This is a genomic window from Streptomyces colwelliae (genome assembly GCF_048158785.1).
GTDB lineage: Bacteria > Actinomycetota > Actinomycetes > Streptomycetales > Streptomycetaceae > Streptomyces.
The window spans coordinates 1-21,256 of the sequence record NZ_JBLTJC010000074.1 but is presented as its reverse complement, the minus strand read 5'-3'; the positions used below and the strand labels follow the sequence as shown (position 1 = coordinate 21,256).

20 protein-coding genes and 1 pseudogene are annotated in these 21,256 nt (G+C 70.5%); 10 read left to right on the top strand and 11 right to left on the bottom strand.

Annotated features, from left to right (window positions below; all coding sequences use genetic code 11):
• Window positions 1–1,398: an OFA family MFS transporter gene (locus ACNFOC_RS17780; RefSeq protein WP_416960081.1), complete on the top strand. Its 1,398-nt coding sequence runs from the start codon at window positions 1–3 to the stop codon at window positions 1,396–1,398.
• 138 nt (window positions 1,399–1,536) lie between these two features.
• On the opposite strand, the gene ACNFOC_RS17775 is transcribed toward ACNFOC_RS17780, so the two are convergent.
• The 5 genes from ACNFOC_RS17775 to ACNFOC_RS17755 form a co-directional block, all read right to left on the bottom strand.
• Entirely contained in the window at window positions 1,537–2,214 is a 678-nt protein-coding gene (locus ACNFOC_RS17775; protein WP_416960080.1) for a GntR family transcriptional regulator, read from the bottom strand.
• 171 nt (window positions 2,215–2,385) lie between these two features.
• The gene (locus ACNFOC_RS17770) at window positions 2,386–3,324 is read right to left on the bottom strand and encodes a beta-ketoacyl-ACP synthase III (RefSeq protein WP_317881295.1); all 939 of its coding nucleotides are present in this window, start codon (window positions 3,322–3,324) and stop codon (window positions 2,386–2,388) included.
• 149 nt (window positions 3,325–3,473) lie between these two features.
• Window positions 3,474–3,608: an MFS transporter small subunit gene (locus tag ACNFOC_RS17765; RefSeq protein WP_267881219.1), complete on the bottom strand. Its 135-nt coding sequence runs from the start codon at window positions 3,606–3,608 to the stop codon at window positions 3,474–3,476.
• Entirely contained in the window at window positions 3,577–4,908 is a 1,332-nt protein-coding gene (locus ACNFOC_RS17760) for an OFA family MFS transporter (protein ID WP_416960079.1), read from the bottom strand. Before ACNFOC_RS17760 ends, ACNFOC_RS17765 begins: the two co-directional genes overlap by 32 nt.
• Window positions 4,909–5,088: 180 nt before the next feature.
• A complete protein-coding gene (locus ACNFOC_RS17755; protein WP_416960078.1) occupies window positions 5,089–5,610 on the bottom strand; it encodes a nucleoside/nucleotide kinase family protein in 522 nt (173 codons plus the stop codon).
• A gap of 186 nt (window positions 5,611–5,796) precedes the next feature.
• Between ACNFOC_RS17755 and ACNFOC_RS17750 the strand changes: the two genes are divergently transcribed.
• The 3 genes and pseudogenes from ACNFOC_RS17750 to fdhD all read left to right on the top strand — a co-directional run bounded on the left by ACNFOC_RS17750 (window position 5,797) and on the right by fdhD (window position 7,782).
• Window positions 5,797–6,768, top strand: coding sequence for a 2-dehydropantoate 2-reductase (locus tag ACNFOC_RS17750; protein ID WP_416960077.1), 972 nt, complete (start codon window positions 5,797–5,799; stop codon window positions 6,766–6,768).
• A gap of 35 nt (window positions 6,769–6,803) precedes the next feature.
• Window positions 6,804–6,926, top strand: a pseudogene (locus tag ACNFOC_RS17745) (2Fe-2S iron-sulfur cluster-binding protein); the annotation flags it as partial.
• Window positions 6,927–6,933: 7 nt separating this feature from the next.
• Window positions 6,934–7,782 carry a formate dehydrogenase accessory sulfurtransferase FdhD gene (gene fdhD, locus ACNFOC_RS17740; RefSeq protein ID WP_416960076.1) on the top strand — a complete coding sequence of 283 codons (849 nt, stop codon included), beginning with the start codon at window positions 6,934–6,936 and terminating at the stop codon, window positions 7,780–7,782.
• A gap of 73 nt (window positions 7,783–7,855) precedes the next feature.
• Here fdhD and ACNFOC_RS17735 read toward each other — a convergent pair whose 3' ends face one another.
• Window positions 7,856–8,665 (bottom strand): LysR family transcriptional regulator, encoded by an 810-nt coding sequence (locus ACNFOC_RS17735; protein WP_416960075.1) that lies wholly within the window; start codon window positions 8,663–8,665, stop codon window positions 7,856–7,858.
• A gap of 137 nt (window positions 8,666–8,802) precedes the next feature.
• On the opposite strand from ACNFOC_RS17735, the gene ACNFOC_RS17730 reads away from it, so the two are divergent.
• On the top strand, window positions 8,803–9,522 hold the full coding sequence (locus ACNFOC_RS17730) for an SDR family oxidoreductase (protein WP_416960074.1): 720 nt from the start codon (window positions 8,803–8,805) through the stop codon (window positions 9,520–9,522).
• Window positions 9,523–9,539: 17 nt separating this feature from the next.
• On the opposite strand, the gene ACNFOC_RS17725 is transcribed toward ACNFOC_RS17730, so the two are convergent.
• A complete protein-coding gene (locus ACNFOC_RS17725; protein WP_416960073.1) occupies window positions 9,540–10,088 on the bottom strand; it encodes an isochorismatase family protein in 549 nt (182 codons plus the stop codon).
• 19 nt (window positions 10,089–10,107) lie between these two features.
• Entirely contained in the window at window positions 10,108–10,545 is a 438-nt protein-coding gene (locus ACNFOC_RS17720; RefSeq protein ID WP_416960072.1) for a MarR family winged helix-turn-helix transcriptional regulator, read from the bottom strand.
• Window positions 10,546–10,679: 134 nt separating this feature from the next.
• Here ACNFOC_RS17720 and ACNFOC_RS17715 point away from each other — a divergent pair, with 134 nt between their 5' ends.
• The 3 genes from ACNFOC_RS17715 to ACNFOC_RS17705 all read left to right on the top strand — a co-directional run bounded on the left by ACNFOC_RS17715 (window position 10,680) and on the right by ACNFOC_RS17705 (window position 14,907).
• On the top strand, window positions 10,680–11,606 hold the full coding sequence (locus tag ACNFOC_RS17715; RefSeq protein ID WP_416960071.1) for a quinone oxidoreductase family protein: 927 nt from the start codon (window positions 10,680–10,682) through the stop codon (window positions 11,604–11,606).
• Between the two features lie 177 nt (window positions 11,607–11,783).
• Window positions 11,784–13,658 carry an exo-alpha-sialidase gene (locus ACNFOC_RS17710; protein WP_416960070.1) on the top strand — a complete coding sequence of 625 codons (1,875 nt, stop codon included), beginning with the start codon at window positions 11,784–11,786 and terminating at the stop codon, window positions 13,656–13,658.
• A 10-nt stretch (window positions 13,659–13,668) separates the two neighbouring features.
• Window positions 13,669–14,907 (top strand): DUF5005 domain-containing protein, encoded by a 1,239-nt coding sequence (locus ACNFOC_RS17705; RefSeq protein WP_416960069.1) that lies wholly within the window; start codon window positions 13,669–13,671, stop codon window positions 14,905–14,907.
• Here the strand turns inward: ACNFOC_RS17705 and ACNFOC_RS17700 are convergent.
• A complete protein-coding gene (locus tag ACNFOC_RS17700) occupies window positions 14,840–15,856 on the bottom strand; it encodes a bile acid:sodium symporter family protein (RefSeq protein WP_416960068.1) in 1,017 nt (338 codons plus the stop codon). The genes ACNFOC_RS17705 and ACNFOC_RS17700 overlap by 68 nt on opposite strands.
• Before the next feature lie 174 nt (window positions 15,857–16,030).
• Here ACNFOC_RS17700 and ACNFOC_RS17695 point away from each other — a divergent pair, with 174 nt between their 5' ends.
• A complete protein-coding gene (locus ACNFOC_RS17695) occupies window positions 16,031–16,900 on the top strand; it encodes a LysR substrate-binding domain-containing protein (RefSeq protein ID WP_416960067.1) in 870 nt (289 codons plus the stop codon).
• Window positions 16,901–17,088: 188 nt separating this feature from the next.
• Here ACNFOC_RS17695 and ACNFOC_RS17690 read toward each other — a convergent pair whose 3' ends face one another.
• Window positions 17,089–18,243, bottom strand: coding sequence for a DUF3500 domain-containing protein (locus tag ACNFOC_RS17690; RefSeq protein ID WP_416960066.1), 1,155 nt, complete (start codon window positions 18,241–18,243; stop codon window positions 17,089–17,091).
• 208 nt (window positions 18,244–18,451) lie between these two features.
• The gene (locus tag ACNFOC_RS17685) at window positions 18,452–19,462 is read right to left on the bottom strand and encodes an Lrp/AsnC family transcriptional regulator (protein WP_416960092.1); all 1,011 of its coding nucleotides are present in this window, start codon (window positions 19,460–19,462) and stop codon (window positions 18,452–18,454) included.
• A gap of 117 nt (window positions 19,463–19,579) precedes the next feature.
• Between ACNFOC_RS17685 and ACNFOC_RS17680 the strand changes: the two genes are divergently transcribed.
• Complete coding sequence (locus tag ACNFOC_RS17680) at window positions 19,580–21,091, top strand: MFS transporter (RefSeq protein WP_416960065.1); 1,512 nt, start codon at window positions 19,580–19,582, stop codon at window positions 21,089–21,091.
• Window positions 21,092–21,256: the final 165 nt, after the last annotated feature.

Below are 21,256 nucleotides of genomic sequence, written 5' to 3'. Positions count from 1 at the left end.
ATGACCGCAGATCCCATCACCACGAACGAATCCGGCGCCGCGAACCGTCCCTACCGTGAAGTGACCGACGCCCACGGCCGCGTCTACCGCGTCGGCGAGACCGACCGCGACATCCTCGGCCACTCCCGCAAGATCATGATCTATCTGCCGTGGATCGCCATGATGGCGATCAGTGTCTTCGAGTACGCGTACGGCTCCGCGGAGGACACCCTGTCCAGCGCGCACGGCTGGACGCAGAGCAACACCTTCTGGATCCTGAGCATTTGGGTCTTCTTCCAGGCCGGCATCGCCTTCCCGGCGGGCTGGATGCGGGAGAAGGGCATCCTGTCGGCCCGCAGGGCGATGTACGTCGGCTCCGTGATGTGTGTCCTCGGCTTCCTCGCCCTGTCCCACCTGGACAACGTGTGGCTGGCGATCATCGGATTCGGCGTCATCGGCGGCGTAGGCGCGGGCCTGGTCTACGCGACCTGCATCAACATGGTCGGCAAGTGGTTCCCCGAACGGCGGGGCGCCCGCACCGGCTTCGTCAACGGCGGCTTCGCCTACGGCTCGCTGCCGTTCATCTTCATCTTCAACTACGCCTTCGACACCGGGAATTACCACCGGGTCCTGGATCTGATCGGCTGTTACATCCTGATCGTGGTGTTCGGGTGCGCGTTCTTCTTCAAGGACCCGCCGAAGAACTGGTGGCCCGCCGACATCGACCCGCTGACCTACGGCGGCAACGACAAGAGCGCGACGAGCCTCGCCAAGAACCCGCCCGCCGTAAAGCAGTTCACGCCGAAGGAGGCCATCCGTACCGGCATGCTGCCCTTGATGTGGCTGTCCATCGTGCTGACCGCCGGGGTGTCGATCTTCGGGATCTCCTTCCAGGTCGACTTCGCCAAGGACGTCGGTTTCGGCCCGCTGGTGGCGGCCTCCTCGATGGGCATCATGGCCGTCATCAACGGCATCGGCCGCGCGGTCGTCGGCTGGCTGTCCGACCTGTGGGGCCGCAAACTCACCCTGGTCTTCGTCATCCTGGTCCTGGGCCTCGCCCAGTTCGGCGTGATCTGGGCTGGCCATCTGCGCAGCGAGTGGCTGTTCCTGTTCTTCGCCTTCCTCTCCGGTTTCGGCGGCGGCGCGTTCTATCCGATGTTCGCCGCCCTGACCCCGGACTACTTCGGCGAGAACTTCAACGCCACCAACTACGGCCTGGTGTACAGCGGCAAGCTCGTCAGCGGCCTCTTCGGCGGCGGCCTAGGCTCGATGGTGGTGGCGGCCTGGGGCTACAACGGCGCGTACGCACTGGCCGGCGGCGTCTCGATGGTGGCGGCGGCGATCGCGCTGCTGCTGCGTCAACCAGGGCGCGGCGACAGGGAGTTGACCCAGGTTCCCCAACCGCAGCCCGCGGCCTGACAGTTCGTACGGCACTTCGTACGGCACTGTCGTCCGCCAACCTGGTGGCCCTCCCCGGTCGGGAGGGCCATCGCGCCACGTCGGCGCCGACCGGTACCGGGCGCGCGGTCCACCGCTACGCCAACAGCCCGCGCAGGCTCAGGACTTGGCGCGCTCGTGGTACGACCGCCGGGTGTGCTCGGTGTGTTCACGCATCAGCAGGCTGGCGCGCAGCTCGTCACGGGCCGCGATCGCGTCGATCAGGTGGCGGTGCTCGATCCAGGACGTCAGGCCGCGCTGACGGGCCACCGGCGTGTAGTACCAGCGGACCCGACGGTCGACCTGCGCGGCGAGTTCGGCGAGGACGGCGTTGCCGGCCAGCTCCATGATCTTCGTGTGGAAGCGGGCGTTCATCGCGACGGCGGCGTCCACGTCGTCGGCGTCGACGGCGCGCTCGCCCTCCGCGCACAGCTCCTCCAGCACGGCGATGCCCGTCTTGCCCGCGTTGGCGGCGGCGAGCCGGGCGGCCTCGGCCTCCAACAGCGTGCGTACGGTGAGGAGTTGGTCGGCCTCCTCCTCCGTCGGCTCGTGCACGAACGCGCCCTGGGCGGGCCGCAGATCGACCCAGCCCTCGGTGTTGAGCCGCTGCAACGCCTCGCGCACCGGCTGCCGGGACACCCCGAGGTGCCCGGCGAGTTCGCTCTCGACGAGATGCTGACCGGGCTGTAGGGCACGCGTGGTGATGAGTTCGAGCAGCGCCTCGTAGACGCGGTCGCGCAGCGGGCCCGGTCGTTCGAGCTTGGGCACCGACCCCTGCGGCAGTCCTTGCGACAACATCGCGGTCCCCCTCCTGGGCAACATCGGCATTTTGCAGACAGTAGCCAGCAGACAGTGGCCGTACGACCAAGTATCGATTGTCTATCGTCTACAGTCTACGGCGCACAGTAACCAGAGGGTGCGGGAGTCGGCCTCGTCACATCCGGAGTCACACCTGAGCGGGTGCGCAGGTCACGGGCACCGGACGACCTGGCCTGCGTACGACAGGTTCCCGCCGAAGCCGAACAGCAGGACGGGGTCACCGGTGCGGACGGCACCCTGTTCGACGAGTTTCGAGAACGCGAGCGGGATGCTGGCGGCCGAGGTGTTGCCCGATTGGACGACATCGCGGGCGACGACCGCGTTGACGGCGCCGATCTTCTCGGCGAGGGGCTCGATGATGCGCAGGTTCGCCTGGTGGAGGACGACGCCGGCGAGGTCGGCCGGGGTCAGGCCGGCCTTCTCGCAGGCCTTGCGCGCGATCGGCGGGAGCTGGGTGGTGGCCCAGCGGTAGACGCTCTGGCCCTCCTGCGCGAACCGCGGGGGCGTGCCCTCGATCCGTACCGCGTGCCCCATCTCGGGCACGGAACCCCACAGCACCGGTCCGATGCCGGGTTCGTCGGCGGCCTCGACGACGGCGGCCCCCGCTCCGTCGCCGACGAGGACACAGGTCGTACGGTCGGTCCAGTCGGTGACCTCGGACATCTTGTCGGCGCCGATGACCAGGGCCCGGGTGGCCGCACCCGCGCGGACGGCGTGGTCGGCGGTGGCCAGGGCATGCGTGAAGCCCGCGCACACGACGTTGACGTCCATGGCCGCGGGCGACGGGATGCCGAGGCGGGCGGCGACGCGCGCGGCCATGTTCGGGGAGCGGTCGATGGCCGTGGAGGTGGCGACCAGGACCAGGTCGATGTCCCCGGGCGTCAGGCCCGCGGCGGCGAGGGCCTTGGCGGCGGCGTGCGCGGCCAGCTCGTCGACGGGTTCGTCGGGCCCGGCGATGTGGCGGGTCTTGATGCCGACCCGGGAGGTGATCCACTCGTGACTCGTGTCGACCATGCCCGCCAGGTCCTCGTTGGTGAGTACCTTGGCGGGCTGGTAGTGGCCGACGGCGGCGATCCGCGTGCCGTTCATGGGTGGTCCCCCTCGTTGCCTTGGGTAGCGGGATCCACCAGTCTTGCCAGTGACTCGCGGGTACGACGGCAGGTGATGCCACAGGAAACTGCCGTCCGGCTTGTCGGCTTCCGTCATCCGTTCCGGGGTTGACGGTGTTAGCCGAACATTCAGCCGGTGAACAGCTGCTTCGCCTTGAGGATCAGTTCGTATACGCCATACACGAGTGGTGCGCCCACCCAGAGCCAGGCGAAGGCGATCAGCGGTCGCCGGTCAGGCGGACTCTGACTGGTGTCGTTCGACATCGGCGGCCTCCCTCGGAGCGGGGATGTGGTGGCGGACGTTGACGGGCCGGACGAGTTCGTTGGCGACGAAGCCGACGACGAGCAGCCCGATCATGATGATGAAGGACGTGTCGTAGAGGGACGCGCCGTGTTTCCCGGCGGCTTTCTGGTGGTCGGCGATCCAGTTGACGATCAGTGGTCCGAGGACACCGGCCAGGGACCATGCGGTGAGCAGCCGGCCGTGGATCGCGCCGACCTGGTAGGTCCCGAAGAGGTCCTTCAGGTAGGCGGGCACGGTCGCGAATCCGCCGCCGTAGAAGGAGAGGATGACGAGGGCGCACAGGATGAACAGCGGTTTCGAGGAGTCGCCGAACAGTGCGATGAGCGCGTACATGACCGCGCCGACGCCGAGGTAGACGCGGTAGATGTTCTTGCGGCCGATCAGGTCGGAGGTCGAGGACCAGCCGATACGGCCCGCCATGTTGGCCGCGGAGAGCAGTGCGACGAAACCGGCGGCGGCCGACACCGTGACGGGGGTGGAGGTGTCCGCGAAGAAGTCCGTGATCATCGGGGCGGCCTTCTCCAGGATGCCGATGCCCGCGGTCACGTTCATGCACAGGACGACCCACAGGCACCAGAACTGCGGGGTGCGTACGGCACTGTTCGCCGAGACCTGTACGCCCGAGAGGACGCTGGGCGCGTTCTCGACGGGCTTGTCGGTGCGTGGCACCCGCACGAGGAACACGCCGAGTGTCATGAATACCGCATACGAAAGACCGAGTACGAGGAACGACTGGGCGATGCCGGAGTTGTCGGAGCCGAAGGACTTCAGCATCTGGGCCGACCACGGGGAGGCGATGAGCGCGCCGCCGCCGAAGCCCATGATGGCGATGCCGGTGGCCATGCCGGGCCGGTCGGGGAACCACTTGATCAGGGTCGAGACCGGTGAGATGTAGCCGATGCCGAGGCCGATCCCGCCGACGAAGCCGTAGCCGAGGACGATCAGCCAGAACTGCTTCGTCTCCGCACCGAGCGCGGAGATCAGGAAGCCGGAGGAGAAGCAGATCAGGGCGACGGTCATCGCCCAGCGCGGACCGTTGCGTTCGACGAGGGTGCCGCCGAACGCGGCCGACAGGCCGAGCATGACGATCGCGAGCTGGAAGGGCAGCGCGCTCTGCGTGCCGCTGAGGTTCAGTGAGGATTCGAGCGGTGGCTTGAAGACGCTCCAGGCGTAGGCCTGACCGATGGAGAGGTGCACCGAGAGGGCGGCGGGCGGAACCAGCCAACGGCTCCACGCCGGGGGTGCGACTGGGGGACTCATGATCCCGGACGGTAGGGAGTGGCAAGGGAGTTGAGAAGGCGGCGCGTCGACCGTATGCGATGAGCGGTATGCAGAATGCGCCGAACGGTCGCCGCGGAGTTGCCGCGCCTGCCCTCGCGCCCGCGCCCTCTCCTGTTCTCGCGCCGGCTCTCGCGCCTGTTCTCGTGTGGCGGGCCGGCCTCAGCTCCGGACGGACTCCGCGATCCGCAGGGCGGCCTGTGCGGGGGTGAGGTGGGTGGTGTCGACGACCTCGGCCTCACGGTGCAGCCAGGTGCGGGCCGCCTCGGCGTAGGGCTCCAGGTAGGCGAGACGGAAGGTGGAGGGGCCCATGACGGTGTCCCCCTCGATGCGCCCGCGGAGGGTGTCCTGGTCGGCGTGGAGGACGAAGTGCCGTACCGGAATGGCGTGTTGGGCGAGGCCCGCGCTGATCTCGCGCCAGTACCGCTCGACCAGGACCGTCATGGGCATCACCAGCGTGCCGCCGGTGTAGTCGAGCACGCGGCGGGCGGTCTCGACGACGAGCGGCCGCCACGGCGGCCAGTGCTGGAAGTTGTCCGTCGCGGGCAGTCCCGGCGTGATGTCCATGAGCGTCTCGCCGACCTTCTCGGCGTCGAACACCCGTGAATCCGGGAGCAGTTGCTGCACGAGCGGGCCGGTCGTCGTCTTGCCCGCGCCGTGGGTGCCGTTGAGCCATACGATCATGGGCTCGACGCTATCGCCGTCCGATCGCCCGTACACAGTCCTCTGTACACAGTCCACGCCCGGACCCTTGCTGGGCCGCCTTCCATACTGTAGACAATATTCCGTCGACACTGTTCGAGTCCGCCCGGCGCTGTCCGGGCGGCAACCACCTCCGCGGTACTCCCTCGACCGAACGGAGAGTCTCCAGTGAGAGTCGCAGTCCTCGGTGCCGGTGCGATCGGCGCCTACGTCGGCGCCGCGCTCCACCGTGCGGGCGCCGATGTGCATCTCGTCGCCCGTGGACCGCATCTCGCGGCCATGAGGCAGCACGGCGTCCAAGTCCTCAGCCCGCGCGGTGACTTCACCGCCCGCGCCCATGCCACCGACGACCCCGCCGAGATCGGCCCGGTCGACTTCGTCCTCCTCGGCCTGAAGGCCAACTCGTACGCGGCGTGCGGGCCGCTGATCGAGCCCCTGCTGCACGACACGACGGCGGTCGTGGCGGCCCAGAACGGCATCCCCTGGTGGTACTTCCACGCGCACGGCGGCCCCTACGACGGGCAGCGCGTCGAGAGTGTGGACCCGGACGGCGCGGTCAGTGCGGTGCTCGCGCCCGAACGGGCCGTCGGCTGTGTCGTCTACGCGGCAACTGAGCTGGCGGGACCGGGAGTCGTCCGGCATCTCGAAGGCACCCGGTTCTCCATCGGCGAGCCCGACCGGAGCGTCTCGGCGCGCTGTCTGGCGCTGAGCGAGGCCATGCGGGCGGGCGGGCTGAAGTGCCCGGTCGAACCGGACTTGCGCAACGACATCTGGCTCAAGCTGCTCGGCAACATCTCCTTCAACCCGATCAGCGCGCTGGCCCGCGCCACCATGCGGCAGATGTGCCTGCACGGCGGCACCCGCAAGGTCATCGAGATCATGATGACCGAGACGCTGTCCGTCGCCGGGGCCCTGGGCTGCGAGGTCGGTGTCTCCATCGAACGGCGGCTCGCGGGCGCGGAGCGCGTCGGCGACCACCGCACCTCGACGCTCCAGGACCTGGAGCGCGGCAAGCCGCTCGAACTCGACGTACTCCTCGCGGCCGTGGTCGAGTTGGCGGAGATCACCGGCGTGGAGGTGCCCACCCTGCGCACCGTGCACGCCATCTCGGACCTGCTCGCGCTGCGGAGTGCCGCATGAGGAGCCGGGGTGCCCGTGGAGCGGGCTTCGGCCGCACCTCGTGCGTGCAGGACAATGAGAGCGTGGAGGTCACCTCGCCGTACGACGGCCCGGTGGCCCACGGCACCCTCCGCAGCAAGGGCCGTTTCGGCCACCAGCACGTACAGAACCGGGGCTGATCAGGACATGGGACGAGTCACGGAACGACGCAAGGTGATCCGCATCCGGGACGGCGTGGTCTCCAGCCGCCCGGACACGCTCGTCGCCGAGGAACCCCTGGAGATCCGGCTCAACGGCAAGCCGCTCGCGATCACCATGCGCACCCCCGGCGACGACTTCGCGCTCGCGGCCGGGTTCCTGGTCAGCGAGGGTGTACTGGCGAATGCATACGATCTACAAAACATCGTGTACTGCGCGGGGGCGACTGTAGACGGTTCGAACTCGTACAACGTGGTGGACGTACGGACCGCCCCTGACGTGGTGATTCCGGACATCACGCTGGAGCGGAACGTGTACACGACGTCGTCGTGCGGTCTGTGCGGCAAGGCGAGCCTGGACGCGGTCCGTACGACGGCGCGCTGGCCCATCGCCGACACTCCCCCGGTCCGTGTCGAGCCCTCGCTGCTCGCGAGCCTCCCCGACCGGCTGCGCGCGGCCCAGCGGGTCTTCGACCGGACCGGGGGTCTGCACGCGGCGGCCCTGTTCAGCGAGGAGGGCGAGCTGTTGGACGTACGGGAGGACGTGGGCCGGCACAACGCGGTCGACAAGCTGGTCGGCCGCGCCCTCCAGAACGGGGACCTGCCGCTGTCCCGGGTGATCCTGCTGGTGTCGGGCCGGGCCTCCTTCGAGCTGGCGCAGAAGGCCGTGATGGCGGGAATCCCGGTGCTGGCGGCGGTGTCGGCGCCCTCGTCGCTCGCCGTGGACCTCGCGGCGGAGACGGGCCTGACCCTGGTGGGCTTCCTGCGCGGCAGCAACATGAACGTGTACGCGGGCGAGGATCGCATCGCCCTGCGGGCCGCGGCCGCCCAGGGCTGAGACCCTCGCCCCGCGTCACGGCGGCGGGGCCCCGGCCGGCGGGGAGCGCCCCCTGCGCCGCAGGGGCCCCGCCTCAGCCCTGCGCGGTCGCCACGAACGCCGCGATCAGCGGTGAACGGCGGGCCGCTTCCCAGGCGAGGATCACCTCGTCGGGTTCGGCGTCGGTCACGGGGACGTAGGTGATGTCGGGGCGGGAGTACTGCTCGGCGACGGAGACGGGGACCAGGGTGATGCCCGCTCCGGAGGCCACGGCCTCGAACTTCTCCTCGATGCTGCGGATCGGTACGTCGTCCGGGCCGGGGTGGGCGTACCGCAGCCAGGCCTCGCCGTCGAGGTCGGCCAGCACCAGGTCCTGCTTGCCAGCGAGGCGGTGGTCGGCGGGCAGCATCGCGATCCGGGCCTCGGTGAACAGCGGCAGCAGTGTGAGGCCCTCCTCACGGATCGGGCGGCGCAGATAGGCGAGGTCGACGGTGCCGTCGAGGATCAGTTGCTCCTGGTCGTCCCATTCGACCCGGCGGGCCTTGACCTCGATGCCGGGGTGGGCGGCGCCGTACGCGCGCAGCGTGCGGGTGATCACGACACCCGCGCGGAAGCCGACGACGAGGCGGTGCGGCCCGCGCGCGGACCGATGCACCCTACGCCGCGTCGCATTCGCCGAGGAGAGCAACGCCCGCCCGTCGTCGAGGAGTTGCCGCCCGGCCGACGTCAACGTCACCCCGTGGCTGTCGCGTTCGAAGAGCGTGGCGTCCAAGTCCTTTTCCAGGGACCGGATCTGACGGCTCAACACCGGCTGCGCGATGTGCAACCGCTCGGCAGCGCGACCGAAGTGCAGCAGCTCGGCCACCGCCACGAAGTAGCGGACCTTCCGCAGGTCGAGGTCCATGGGTGCCGCCCTTCCGTACGCCGTCGGCGATGCCTTCAGGGTATCGCCACCGTCGAAAGAGGTCTTGGACGGCGAGGCGACGGCGGCCGCAGGCTGGAAGCGTCACAACAACGCGCACAAGCCGAAAGGTGCAGGACATGGGACTGCGAGGACAGCGGATCGTCGTCATCGGCGGTACGGCGGGAATCGGATACGCGGTCGCGGAGGCGGCCGCGCGGGAGGGCGCCCGGGTGGTCGTCGCCTCACGCCGGCAGGAGAGCGTGGACGCGGCGCTGAAACGGCTCCCGGAGGACGCCGAGGGACACGTGCTCGACGCGAGCGACGAGGAGGCGGTACGGGCCTTCTTCGCAGGGCTCGGCGGCTACGACCACCTGGTCTACACGGCCGGTGAGGCGCTGCTGATGGAGAGCCTCGCCGAGTCCGACCTCGGGCGGGCCCGCGCCTTCCTGGACACCCGGCTGTGGGGTGCGTACACGGCGGTGAAGTACGGCGCCCCGTCGATCCGGGAGGGCGGTTCCGTGGTCCTGACCACGGGCACCGCCGGACGCAGGCCGATCCCCGGCACGACCGTCGCCGCCGCGCTGTGCGGGGCGATGGAGTCGCTGACCCGGGCGCTGGCCCTGGAGCTGGCCCCGCTGCGGGTCAACGTGGTCGCGCCCGGCGTGGTCCGCACCGAGCTGTGGCGGGAGTTGGCCGACGAGCACCGGGACGGACTGTTCGAGTCCGTCGCCGGGTCGCTGCCGGTCGGCCGGGTGGGCGAGCCGGAGGACATCGCCGAGGCGTATCTGTATCTGATGCGCGGCGGCTATACGACCGGTTCGACGGTGGTCGTGGACGGCGGCACGGTCCTCGTCTGACCGCACGGCCGCCCGCCTCAGTCGCCGGCCCCGAACCGCACCTCCCCCGCCGTCACCACCGACCCAAGCCGCGGGAAGTCGAGTCTGACCGACGCCTGATGCTCGGCCGCGGTGAGCGCGCTCATGGCGTCTTCGACGAAGACGAGTCGGTGGCCGAGGTCGCCGGCGGCACGCGCGGTGGACTCCACGCCGAGGTTGGTGGCGATCCCGCCGAACACCAGGGTGTCGACGCCCCGTTCACGCAACCGCTCCTCAAGTCCCGTGCCCTGGAAGCCCCCGATCGTCCGCTTCACGATCTCCAGGTCCCCTTCCCGCAGCAGCCCGTCGGCGAGTCCACTGCCGGCGGGCTGCTCGGCGATGCCGGGACGCTCGACCCGGATCAGCACGACGAGCGCGCCGGCGGAGCGGAACACGGCGGCCAACTCCTCGGCCACGGCGAGGACTTCGGTGCCCTTGTACGGTTCGAGCGGCAGCGCGACGATGCGGTCCATCAGGTCGACGAGGACCAGGGCGGTGCGCTCGGGGTCGAGGGCGAGCCGGGGTTCGGGAGTCTGCGGTGGGGTCATGACGGAACGTTAGCTCCCGTCAGCCGTCCGTACCGGAGATCCGGATCAACAGGCCCATGAACTGGGCGCGTTCGGCCTCCGACAGCGGGGCGAGGAGCTGCCCGTTGGCCTCACGGGCCACCTTCTCGCACCGCTTCAGCAGCCGCGCGCCTTCGGTCGTGAGCGACACCGCGTTCTTACGGCGGTCCTTCGCGTCCGGCTCCCGTACGACCAGGCCGGCGGACTGGAGGTCGTTCAGCACGCCGACCAGGTCCTTCGGGTCGAGCCCGACACCACGACCGAGGTCGGCCTGGGCGACAGGCGCGAGGTCACGGACGGCGGAGAGCACCACGTGGTGCCACATCTTCAGCCCCTCGGCCGCCAGCGCGTCGGCGACGAGGGCCCGCCCCCGGGCGGCGGCTCGACCGAGGAGCCAGCTGGGGAGGGCGCGGATCGCGGGGAGGGGTGCTTCGGCCATGTGGGCAGCGTAGCGAAAAGTCGTTGGACTTCCCAATGAAATCGTGAATATCATGGGGACACCCAACGATCCCTGCCGATCTCTGACGATTCCCCGCCGATCTCCGACGATCTCTCATGCTTTCTGGAGGTGCGATGCGTCGCGTCCGGTACGAGTCCACCGGCGGCCCGCTGTTCCTGGAGGAGGCCCCTCTCCCCGTACCGGGCCCCGGCGAACTCCTCGTCCGCACCGAGGCGATCGGGGTCACCCTGCCCGTCGTCCGCAAGGTCACCGAGGCGGCCGAGCCGATCCCGCTCGGCGGCGAGATCGCGGGCGAGGTGGCCGCCGTAGGACACGGCGTGACGCGCTTCCGTGCGGGCGAGCGGGTGACCGGGCTCTGCTTCGGGCACGGGTACGCCGACTTCGCCGTCCTCCAGGAGGGCGTAGCCTCCCCCGTGCCCGACTCCGCCTCCGCCGTCGACGCGGTCGCGCTCGTCCGCAGCGGGCTGGTGGCCCTGGGCGCGCTGGACGCGGCCCGACCCGAACCCGGCGAGGCCGCGCTGATCACGGCCGCGGCGAGTGGAGTCGGCCATCTGGCAGTGCAGTTGGCGAGGGCGCGGGGTGCCGGGCGGGTCGTGGGTGCGGTGTCCGATCCGGTGAAGGGTGACTTCGTGCGCGCGTTGGGCGCCGACAAGGTGATCACCTACGACCGCCTGGACCGGCCGGGCTGGGGTGACCCCGTCGACTACGTACTCGACGCCGTGGGCGGCGAGTTGCTCACCCCGGCCGTAGCGGCGCTCGTCCCGGGTGGGCGGCTCGTGGCGTACAGCTCGGGTGGCGGGACGATCCAGGCGTACGACCTTCTCGTGGGCGCGAAGTCCGTGATCGGGTTCCAGATGGCGCGGATCGCGCGCGGGAGGCCGGAGTTGTACGAGCGGTGGCGCCAGGAGCTGTGGCGGCTGTTCGCGGAGGGCGCCCTGAAGCCCGCCGTGCATGGGGAGTTCGCGCTGACGGACACGGCCGAGGCGCACCAGGCGATCGAGTCGCGGAGCAATCTCGGCAAGGTCGTGCTGCGGCCCTGAGACGTCCCGCCTCCAACTGACGGTCCCTCACCACTCGTCCGGCGTTGCGAAGTTATGGGGCGACGAGCACTGCACGCTTCTTGTGAGGCGCCGGAGGCCCCAACTAACGTCTGTGACGCGCCCGTTGGACGTGGGATGTCCGGATGTCCAGACGAATGAAGGGCAGGTAGCACCACCATGCCGTCGAGTCTTCGCGCACGTCTGAGATCCACCCTCACCGCCGTACTCACCCTGGCCGCGCTGCTCGTGCTCCCGAGCCCCGCGCACGCCGCCACCGCCCGATCCGCCACCCCCGCACCCGAGTTCGAGCAGCAGGTCCTCTTCAAGGCTCCCCAGGACGCGGGCTATGCCTGCTTCCGGATCCCGGCCGTCGTGAAGACCAAGGACGGCACCCTGCTGGCGTTCGCCGAGGGCCGGGTCCTCAACTGCGGTGACGCCGCCGACATCGACATCGTCGTCAAGCGTTCCACGGACGACGGCCGCACCTGGAGCCCGTTGCGGGTCGTCAACCACGGCGGCGGTGACACCCACGGCAACCCGGCGCCCGTCGTGGACCGCGAGACGGGCCGCGTCCTGCTCGCCGAGACGTACAACACGGGCCGTACGGACGGCGCCGGTTGCTCGGTCCCCTGCGACCGCACCCCGCACCTTCAGTACAGCGACGACGACGGTCTCACCTGGTCGCGGCCGCGTGACCTGAGCGCCGAGATCCGGCCCCCGAACTGGAACTCCTGGTACGCGACCGGACCCGTGCACGGCATCCAGCTCACCCGCGGCCGGCACAAGGGGCGGCTCGTGTTCGGCGTCAACACCGAGACCTGGGACGGGAGTCGGGTCACCGCGAACAACGCGGCGCTGATCGTGAGCGACGACGGCGGCGACCACTGGAGGATCGGTGCCACCGACTCGTATCCGATCGCGGCCGACGGGACGTGGCGGCAAAAGCCGTCCGAGGTGACGCTCACCGAGCGCACCGACGGGTCGATCCTGGTGAGCGGCCGCGAGCAGGACGGCACCGACCTCGGGCACCGCACCCAGGCGGTCAGCCGCGACGGCGGCGACAGCTTGACCGCGCCCTTCCACGACCTGCCCGACCTGTACGCCCCGCAGGTCCAGTGCTCGACGCTCGGTGTCGGCGCCCGCATCCTGCTGGCCTGCGACGCCGACCCCGACCGCCGCCGCACGATGATGATCCGGTCCTCCTACGACGGCGGCCGCACCTGGGACAGCGTGGACCGCGGCACCGTCGTGACGAAGGACTGGTCGGGCTACTCCGACATGGCGCGCATCGACGGCGACACGGTGGGACTCCTCTACGAGGGCGGCGCCGTGACCGCCACCGACGAGATCCGCTTCGCCCGCTTCGACGAGGCCTGGCTGCAACCGCGTCGGGGCCCGGACCCGACGACCGCCGACCTCGCCCCGCACGCCGGGCGCGCGGCGGTCCTCGGCGGCGCCCAGGAGACCGGCGGCGTCTCCGGCGGCTCCCTGTCCTTCGACGGTGTCGACGACGCCGTACGCCTGCCGTACAGCGACCGACTCCCCCTGGGGACAGCGGACTTCACGGTGTCCCTCTGGTTCCGCTACACCGCCACGACGGGTGATCAGCCGTTCCTGTGGATGGGCGGGGTCGGCACCACCGAGCCGCAGGTCTGGCTGCGCGGCGAACCCGCCGGCAATCACGTCCGGGCGCTGATCACCACCCGGGTCGGCGCGACGACCGTCCACACCGCGTCCGTGGTCACCGCCGGCGCCTACAACGACGGTCAGTGGCATCGAGCCGTACTGCGGCGCGGCGGTGGGCAGTTGACGCTGTCCGTCGACGGTACGGCGGTGAGCACGGCGGACATCGTGGGCTCGGTCAGCCGCAACTCGCCGTTCGGTGTGCACATCGGCCAACGCATGGACAGCATGCAGTACTTCACCGGGTCGATCGACGAAGTCCACGTCTGGGAACGGTTGTTGACGGACGACGAGCTGGCCGCGCCGCACCCTTCCCCCGCCGGGACCGTCCTGTGGCTGCCCATGGACCATGTGAGCGGCAGCCACTAACGTCCCGGGCGTGCCCGAGGACCGACGAGCACGACAGCGGAGGGGAGCCGGGGTCGGCCTGTTGCTGACCCTGGTTCTCGCGGCCGTGCTGCTCACCGCCCTCCCCCAGCACCACGACCGGGAGGGCGGCGGCGCGTGCACGGCCCGTACGGTGCGCTCCTGGTCGCCGGACGCGAAGCTCACCGGCTCCTTCGCCGCGTACGGCGACGACGAGTCCCGTGCCGACGACTGGACCGGCGGCGACGGCACCCACTCGGTGCGGCTGCCGGACGGCCGGGTGCTGTGGCTGTTCTCCGACACCTATCTCGGCCGGGTGTACGCCCCGCCCAACCCGGTCGGCGAGTCGTACGCGTGGCGGGACACCAGCGCGCCGCTGGTGCGCAACTCGGCGGTGGTGATGCGCGACGGCCGCCCCCAACTCACGCTCCCCGCCCCGCTGTTCCCCGATCCGGCCCCGAACGAGTGGCGTTGGCCGGTGGCGGCCCGCGTCGAGCCCCGCTCCCCTGGTTCGGCCGAGTCGGTCGTACGGGTGCTGCTGTGGACGCGGACGGCCGGGCCGTACCCGTGGATCTACGGTGTGCCGACCGCGACGGAGGTGGCCACGCTGTCGCTGCCGGACCTGCGGGTGGAGTCGATCGTGAAGGTCTTCGACCAGCAACTCGTCCAAGACCCTTCTCAGCGTGTGCAGTTCGGGACGACGTCGGTCGCGGTGGGCGGCTGGACGTATGTCTTCGGCGGGAACGACGCCCAGGCCGCGGCCCGGCCGACCTCCTCGGCGTATGTGGCGCGAGTGCCGGAGGGACGGCTCGGGGAGCCGGGCGCCTGGGAGTACTGGGACGGCTCGGCGTGGACGGCCCGCGCCGGGCCCCGACCTGTGCTCGGGGATGGTCGACGCACCGGCGTGGGCAGCGCGTTCTCGGTGGTGCGGGACGGCGGGACGTACGTCCTGTTCACGATGGCCGCGGGCAGCCGGGGGCTCACCACCGTCACCTCGTACTGGGCGTGTTCGCCCACCGGGCCGTGGCACGGACCGACGAGGAGTTTCAGCCCGCCGCTGCCGCAGGGCCAGGTCGCCGCGTACAACCCGCAGGTACACACGGAGTTGGGCGACGACGGCCGGATCGTCCTCAGCTACGACGTCAACTGGCTGGACGCCACGGCCACTTCGGCCGCCCTGAACCTCAACCGGAACGTGTCGCTGTACCGACCGCGGTTCGTGACCCTGCGGTTGGGGCCGCCGGCCCGGTGACCTCGGGCAGTGGATCGCGGGCGCGGCGCTTGGCGATGACCGCGCACACCATCAACTGCATCTGGTGGAAGAGCATCAGCGGCAGCACGGCCAGCGAGGCATGGGCGCCGAACAGGACGCTGGCCATGGGCAGTCCGGAGGCGAGGGACTTCTTCGAACCGGCGAACTGGATGGCGATCCGGTCCTCCCGGTCGAAGCGCAGCGCCTTGCCGCCGTACCAGGTCAGGGTGAGCATCACGGCGAGCACGACGGCCTCGACGGCGAGCAGTCCGGCGAGGCGGGCCGCGCTGACCTGGTGCCAGATGCCCTGGACCATGCCCTCGCTGAACGCGGTGTAGACGACGAGGAGTATCGAGCCGCGGTCGACGTAGCCGAGGATCTTCTTGTGCCGGGTGATGAACCCACCGACCCAGCGCCGCAGCACCTGCCCGGCCAGGAACGGCACCAGGAGTTGCAGCACGATCTTGAGGAGCGAGTCGGCGGAGAATCCACCGCCGCTGCTGCCGAGCAGCGCCGCCGCGAGCAGCGGGGTGATGACGATGCCGGCGAGCGAGGAGAAGGAGCCGGCGCAGATCGCGGCGGGCACGTTGCCGCGCGCGATCGAGGTGAACGCGATCGACGACTGGACGGTCGACGGGACGAGGGTGAGGAAGAGCAGCCCCTGGTAGAGGGGGTGGGTCAGGATCACCGGGACGAGACCGCGGGCGGCCAGGCCTAGCAGCGGGAAGACGACGAAGGTGCAGGCCAGGACGGTGGTGTGCAGCCGCCAGTGCTTGAACCCGTCCAGTGCCTCACGGGTCGACAGCCGGGCGCCGTAGAGGAAGAAGAGGAAAGCGATCGCGGCCGTGGAGGCGCCCGAGGCGACGTCGGCGCCCGCGCCTCTCGCGGGGAGGAGTGCGGCGAGCCCCACCGTCCCGAGCAGCAGCAGGATGAAGGGGTCGATCGGCATCCGACTCGGCCATCGCAGGCGTTTCACTGTGCTCCACTGTCTCGCTGTACGTCCGGTCCGTCCTCCGGCGCGGACTCGTGCCCTCCCCATGCTCCTCTCCGGATCCTTGATCGGGAATCCGTCATACCGCTCTGACTGTCATCACGTTTCGCGATAGCCGGTAGGGTGTATGCCATGTACGACCCCTCCCACCTGCGCACCTTCCTCGCGGTGTCCCAGACGCTGAGTTTCACGCAGGCCGCTCGCCGGCTCGGGCTGCGCCAGTCCACGGTGAGCCAGCATGTGCGGCGCCTGGAGGACGCGACGGGACGGCAGCTGTTCACCCGGGACACGCACTCCGTGGAGCTGACGGAGGACGGCGAGGCGATGCTCGGTTTCGCGCGCCGCATCCTGGAGGTGCAGGAGCAGGCGTCCGCGTTCTTCACCGGCACGCGGCTGCGCGGCCGGCTCCGCTTCGGCGCCTCCGAGGACTTCGTCCTCACCCGGCTCCCGGAGATCCTGGAGGGCTTCCGCTCCGACCATCCCGAGGTCGACCTGGAGCTGACGGTCGAGCTGTCCGGCACGCTGCACGAGCAACTGGCCGCGGGGAAGCTGGACTTGGTGCTGGCGAAGCGCCGCGCCGAGGATCCGCGGGGTGAATTGGTCTGGCACGACAAGCTGGTGTGGATCGGCGCGGAGCGGCTCCGCCTGGACGCGGATCGTCCGGTGCCGCTGATCGTCTATCCACCGCCGGGCATCACCCGGGCGCTCGCGCTGGAGGCGCTGGAGCGGCAGGGGCGGGCGTGGCGCATCGCGTGCACGAGCGGGAGTCTGAACGGGCTGATCGCCGCGGCCCGGGCGGGTCTGGGGGTGATGGCCCACTCGCGGGGGCTGGTGCCGCCGGGGTTGGTGCGGATACCGGAGCGGGCCGGGCTGCCGGAGCTGGGCGAGGTCGACTTCGTGCTGGTGCACGGGCGGCGCAGGGTGTCGGCTCAGGGGGCGGCGGACGCGTTGGCGGCGGCGATTCTGGCGGGTGGGGACCGATTGCACCGGCGCGGTCCGTAGTCCCGGTTTCTTATTGCGGGGCTATACCGATATCGAATATCGCGAGGGTGCGATAAAGCGCCGGACCGCACTCCAGCGTCCACAAGAATGCGGCCAGCGATGAATTCCTCGACCGGCCGCGAGGGAATTCCCGGCAGCGGGCGGCGCTGCCGGAAGCAGCGCCGCCCATTACGTCGTCGGCGGGTGGTTCAGGAGAAAGAGAACTCTCCTCCGTAGTCGGTGTCGTGGTCGCGGTAGACGGAGCTGTAGTTGAGCTGGCCGGTGTCGACCACGCCGTCCTTGACGGAGAACTCGATCCAGACGCCGGGTCCGTCGATGCGGACGTAGTCGCCCGCGGTGTCCAGTGCGGTGGTGCCGGAGTACGAGATGTAGGTGTCGTCGAGGTCCGACTCGTAGGCGCTCAGGGTGGACGCGGCGGTCGTGTCGTCCGAGGCCTCGACCCACGGTGTGATGGCGTCGAGCACCAACTGCTGCTGGTCGTCGGTCAGTTCACTGACCGCGAGGCCCTCCTTGGTGTCGGGGAAGTCGCCGTCCGCGTCCGGGCCGAGCACCACGTCGGTGGTGGCGTCGGAGAGCTCCGCCTCGGACAGCTCGTCGTCGCTCAGGCCTTCGAGCATCGACTCCATCCCGTCGTGCATCCCGGACAGGGGCGCGTAGGTGGTGCCGTCGTCGGTCCAGCTGGCGGGTTCCACGCCGGCGAAGTACGGGGTGGTGCCTACGACCTCCCCGTCCTTGTAGGTGAGGTTCACGGCCAACTGATCGCCGCCGAAGTGCAGTTGCCAGGTGCCGGAGGTGCTCGGGGTGCCCAGGAAGGCGAGGTAGTAGTTGCCGCTGCCGTAGCTGCTGTCGGTCTCGCCGAGGACGTCGTCGGCCGCCAGGATCTGGCTGATCTGGTCGTAGCCGGTGTCGGTCCCGGTGCCCGTGGCCGCCTCGACCACCGCCTCGGCGGCGGCGAGCTGGGTGTCGCTGAGCGTGCTCAGTTCGATGCCGACCCGGCAGGTCGCACCGCATGCCTCGTTCGACCAGGCGGTGGCGTTGGCCTGCGTGAAGTCGAGGAGCGCGTCGGCCTGTTGGTCGTCGTCCAGGGTGTCCAGGAACGCGTTGGCGGCGTCGACCACGTCCGATACGGACGAGCCCGTGCCGGCCGTTCCCGTGGGTTCGGGGGCGGATGCGGAGGTGGACGGCCGGGACGAGGAGGTCGGTCCGGGACTGGACGGGGAGGTGGAGCCGGGGGTGGACGGGGAGGCGGACACGCCGGTGGACGGGTCGGACTGGACGGACGCGGCGTTCGCGTTGGCGTACATCGCGCCGCCGAGGAGGGTCGTCGCCGCGGCCAAGGCCATGACCGCCTTCCTGTGGCGTCCCAGCGACCGGCGATGAGTGTTTTTGGTCTTCAACTCGATATTCCCTTCGAGGGCTCGCCGGAAGGACTTCCGAAGACTATTTCCAGAAGATCTTTCGGGAAATCCCTGCGGCATCGGTTTTGACGAGCCACAGTCGATCGCCGAACACTGTGATTCCCATCTCCGGGTGCTTGGTTTTGCGCATGATTTATCTTGAACTTACTTTGAGGGAGGGCGAGTTGAGGGGGAGCGTCCGATACGTCAACTGCTTCACCCGCCGCAGGAACGGGCTCGCCTCCACCTGCCGGACCCCGTCGAGCCGCCCCAGCGGCCCGCTGAGGTAGTCGTACAGCCCCGCCGTGTCCTTGACGACCGCGGTCACCGCGATGTTGGACGTGCCGGCCGTGGCGGAGGCGTACGCGATCTCGTCGTGCGTGGCCAGCGCCTCGCCGACCGACCGCAGCGCGGCCGGGGTCGCCGTGATCCAGAGGACGGCCGCACGCGCGTAGCCGAACACCTCCGAGTCGTACTCGATGTCGATGTACACCGCCCCCGAGCCGGTCAGTGCGGCGAGCCGGCGTTTGACGGCGGACTCGGAGCGGCCGGTGGCGCGCTGGAGTTCGGGGTAGCCGGCGCGGCCGTCGCGTTCGAGGACGGCGATCAGGGCCTCGTCCTCCGGCTCGATGCGGGCGGGGCCGGGTGCGGACGCGGGTGCGGGTGCGGGGAGCAGTGCGGCGATCTGGTCGTCGTCGAGCACCTTGAAGCGGCGGAGCCAGCCCGTCGGGCCGCCGTAGAAGCGGTGGAGCAGTTGGTGGGCGCGGATGTCCAGGACGCTGGGGGTGCGCGGGAGTTTGCCGAGCAGGAGGTCGTCGTAGTCGCCGGGGCTGCGGGGACGGGTCAGGCAGATGATCTCGGTGCCGCCCGAGGCGAGGCCGATCCAGGCGGTGTCGGGGCGTTTGGCGAGGGCGTCGGCGATGGTGAGGGCGTTGTCGGGGGCGCAGCGCAGGCGGAGCATCCACTGGTCCTGGCCCAGGCGTTCGGCGTCCCGGATCGCGACGACCCGGAGGCCGGCCTCGGCGGTGAGCCGACGGTAGCGGCGCGCGACGGTCTGGTCGGAGGCACCGAGCACCGAGCCGAGGCGGCTGAAGGAGGCCCGGCCGTTGAGCTCCAGCGCGGTCAGCAGTTGCATGTCGAGACGGTCGAGGGTGTCGGATTCCATCTCCAGCACGGCTGCTCCTGTCGGATTCCGGCGGCGCGGCGTCCGACACCGCCTCGATCGTCCGGATCGAGCCCATCGTACGGAGAACTGCACAACCCGGACAGGGGAGTTGAGGACATGCGTACATGGGGGCCGCTCACGGCGGTGTGCCTGGGCACGTTCATGTTGTTGCTGGACGTGACGATCGTGGTCGTCGCGCTGCCGGACATGGCGCGGTCGTTGCACGCGTCGCTGAGCGATCTGCAGTGGGTGGTCGACGGGTACGCGCTGGCGTTGGCCGCGCTGCTGCTGGGGGTCGGTGCCGCCGCCGACGCCCTGGGGCGGCGGCGGGTGCATGTGGTGGGCGTCGTGCTGTTCGCGGTCGCGTCCTTGCTGTGCGGGCTCGCGGACGGGCCGGGCGCGCTCGTGGCCGCGCGGGCCGTGCAGGGCGTGGGGGCCGCCGCGATGCTGGCCACGACGTTGCCGTTGCTCGGCTCCGTCTACCAGGGGCGGCAGCGGTCGGTGGCGCTCGGGGTGTGGGGCGCGGTCAGCGGCGGGGCCGCGGCCGTCGGGCCGGTGCTGGGCGGGGTGCTCACCGAGGGGCCGGGCTGGCGGTGGATCTTCTTCGTGAACCTGCCGGTGAGCGTGGCCGCGGCGTGGCTGACGCTGCGGGTGGTGCCGGAGTCGCGGGGGCCGCGCGGGATGCGCGTCGACTGGCTCGGCACGGTCGCGTTCGCGGGGTTCGCGGGCGGGGTGACGTATGCGGTGGTGCGGGCCGGCGAGGACGGCTGGGGCGCCTCCGTGACACTCGGGTCGTTCGCGGTCGCGGCCCTCGCGCTGGTCTGCTTCGTGCTGGTGGAACGGCGGGTGGCGCATCCGCTGCTCGATCTGTCGCTGCTGCGCCAGCCCGCGTTCGTGGGTGTGATGGTGGGGGCGCTCGCCTTCAACGGGGCGGCGTTCGGCGGGATGCCGTATCTGTCGATCTGGCTTCAGACGCTGCTGGGGATGAGTCCGGTGCGCGGCGGGCTGACGCTGCTGCCGCTGACGGGGGCCGCGGTCGTGGTGTCGGTCCTCGCCGGGAAGCTGCTGCACGGGGTGCCGGCCCGGCTGACCATCGGCGGCGGGCTGCTGCTGATCGGTACGGGCTGCTTCTGCCAGGCCGTCCTCGGCGCCGGTTCGGACTGGACGACGCTGGTGCCGGGGCTCGTCCTGGTGGGCATCGGTACGGGACTGGTGGCGCCGGGGATCGCGGGGGCGGCCCTCGCGGCGGTGCCGGCCGAGCGTGCGGGCATGGCGGGCGGCGCCGTGAATACCGTACGACAGTTGGGGTATGCACTCGGCGTCGCCGTGTCCGGGACCGTACTCACCTCGCGGATGCGCGACACCCTCCCGCACGACGCGGCGCACACCCTGGCGGGCGGCGGGGCCGGGGCGCTGCGCGGGACGTTCTCCGAGCACGCGCTGCGGGCCGCGTTCGCGTCGGGGCTCGACTCGGCGCTCGTGACGGCCGGCTTCGTCGGGACGGCGGCGGGCGCGCTGGTGCTCGCCCTGGTCAGGGCGGGTCGCGCGGAGCGCACCGGAGGGACGGCGGGAGTGACGGAATCCGCCGCGCGGACGCTGACCGGGGAGGAGACGGCGTCCCACGGGTGACGTCGCACGACGGGGACGCCAGGGGTAATCGGGTCGTACAGATTCAGTGGAGATTACGGGCCCGAAACCTACGGAACCGTAAGGATTTCTGTCCGACCCTTCCCCTTGTGAGGGCATTTTCCGTCGCTGACCAGTGCAGACGTGAGGACCGCTCGCTTTCCCACC

What these genes read in the sequence shown, in the direction of transcription:
- ACNFOC_RS17735 (WP_416960075.1), bottom strand. Translation starts at nt 8,665, where the DNA reads ATGGACCTCGACCTGCGGAAGGTCCGCTACTTCGTGGCGGTGGCCGAG.
- ACNFOC_RS17755 (WP_416960078.1), bottom strand. Translation starts at nt 5,610, where the DNA reads ATGATCGTATGGCTCAACGGCACCCACGGCGCGGGCAAGACGACGACC.
- ACNFOC_RS17765 (WP_267881219.1), bottom strand. Translation starts at nt 3,608, where the DNA reads ATGTCGAACGACACCAGTCAGAGTCCGCCTGACCGGCGACCGCTGATC.
- ACNFOC_RS17700 (WP_416960068.1), bottom strand. Translation starts at nt 15,856, where the DNA reads ATGCCGATCGACCCCTTCATCCTGCTGCTGCTCGGGACGGTGGGGCTC.
- ACNFOC_RS17760 (WP_416960079.1), bottom strand. Translation starts at nt 4,908, where the DNA reads ATGAGTCCCCCAGTCGCACCCCCGGCGTGGAGCCGTTGGCTGGTTCCG.
- ACNFOC_RS17780 (WP_416960081.1), top strand. Translation starts at nt 1, where the DNA reads ATGACCGCAGATCCCATCACCACGAACGAATCCGGCGCCGCGAACCGT.
- ACNFOC_RS17685 (WP_416960092.1), bottom strand. Translation starts at nt 19,462, where the DNA reads ATGGAATCCGACACCCTCGACCGTCTCGACATGCAACTGCTGACCGCG.
- ACNFOC_RS17730 (WP_416960074.1), top strand. Translation starts at nt 8,803, where the DNA reads ATGGGACTGCGAGGACAGCGGATCGTCGTCATCGGCGGTACGGCGGGA.
- fdhD (WP_416960076.1), top strand. Translation starts at nt 6,934, where the DNA reads ATGGGACGAGTCACGGAACGACGCAAGGTGATCCGCATCCGGGACGGC.
- ACNFOC_RS17725 (WP_416960073.1), bottom strand. Translation starts at nt 10,088, where the DNA reads ATGACCCCACCGCAGACTCCCGAACCCCGGCTCGCCCTCGACCCCGAG.
- ACNFOC_RS17720 (WP_416960072.1), bottom strand. Translation starts at nt 10,545, where the DNA reads ATGGCCGAAGCACCCCTCCCCGCGATCCGCGCCCTCCCCAGCTGGCTC.
- ACNFOC_RS17770 (WP_317881295.1), bottom strand. Translation starts at nt 3,324, where the DNA reads ATGAACGGCACGCGGATCGCCGCCGTCGGCCACTACCAGCCCGCCAAG.
- ACNFOC_RS17695 (WP_416960067.1), top strand. Translation starts at nt 16,031, where the DNA reads ATGTACGACCCCTCCCACCTGCGCACCTTCCTCGCGGTGTCCCAGACG.
- ACNFOC_RS17690 (WP_416960066.1), bottom strand. Translation starts at nt 18,243, where the DNA reads ATGGCCTTGGCCGCGGCGACGACCCTCCTCGGCGGCGCGATGTACGCC.
- ACNFOC_RS17715 (WP_416960071.1), top strand. Translation starts at nt 10,680, where the DNA reads ATGCGTCGCGTCCGGTACGAGTCCACCGGCGGCCCGCTGTTCCTGGAG.
- ACNFOC_RS17710 (WP_416960070.1), top strand. Translation starts at nt 11,784, where the DNA reads ATGCCGTCGAGTCTTCGCGCACGTCTGAGATCCACCCTCACCGCCGTA.
- ACNFOC_RS17680 (WP_416960065.1), top strand. Translation starts at nt 19,580, where the DNA reads ATGCGTACATGGGGGCCGCTCACGGCGGTGTGCCTGGGCACGTTCATG.
- ACNFOC_RS17775 (WP_416960080.1), bottom strand. Translation starts at nt 2,214, where the DNA reads ATGTTGTCGCAAGGACTGCCGCAGGGGTCGGTGCCCAAGCTCGAACGA.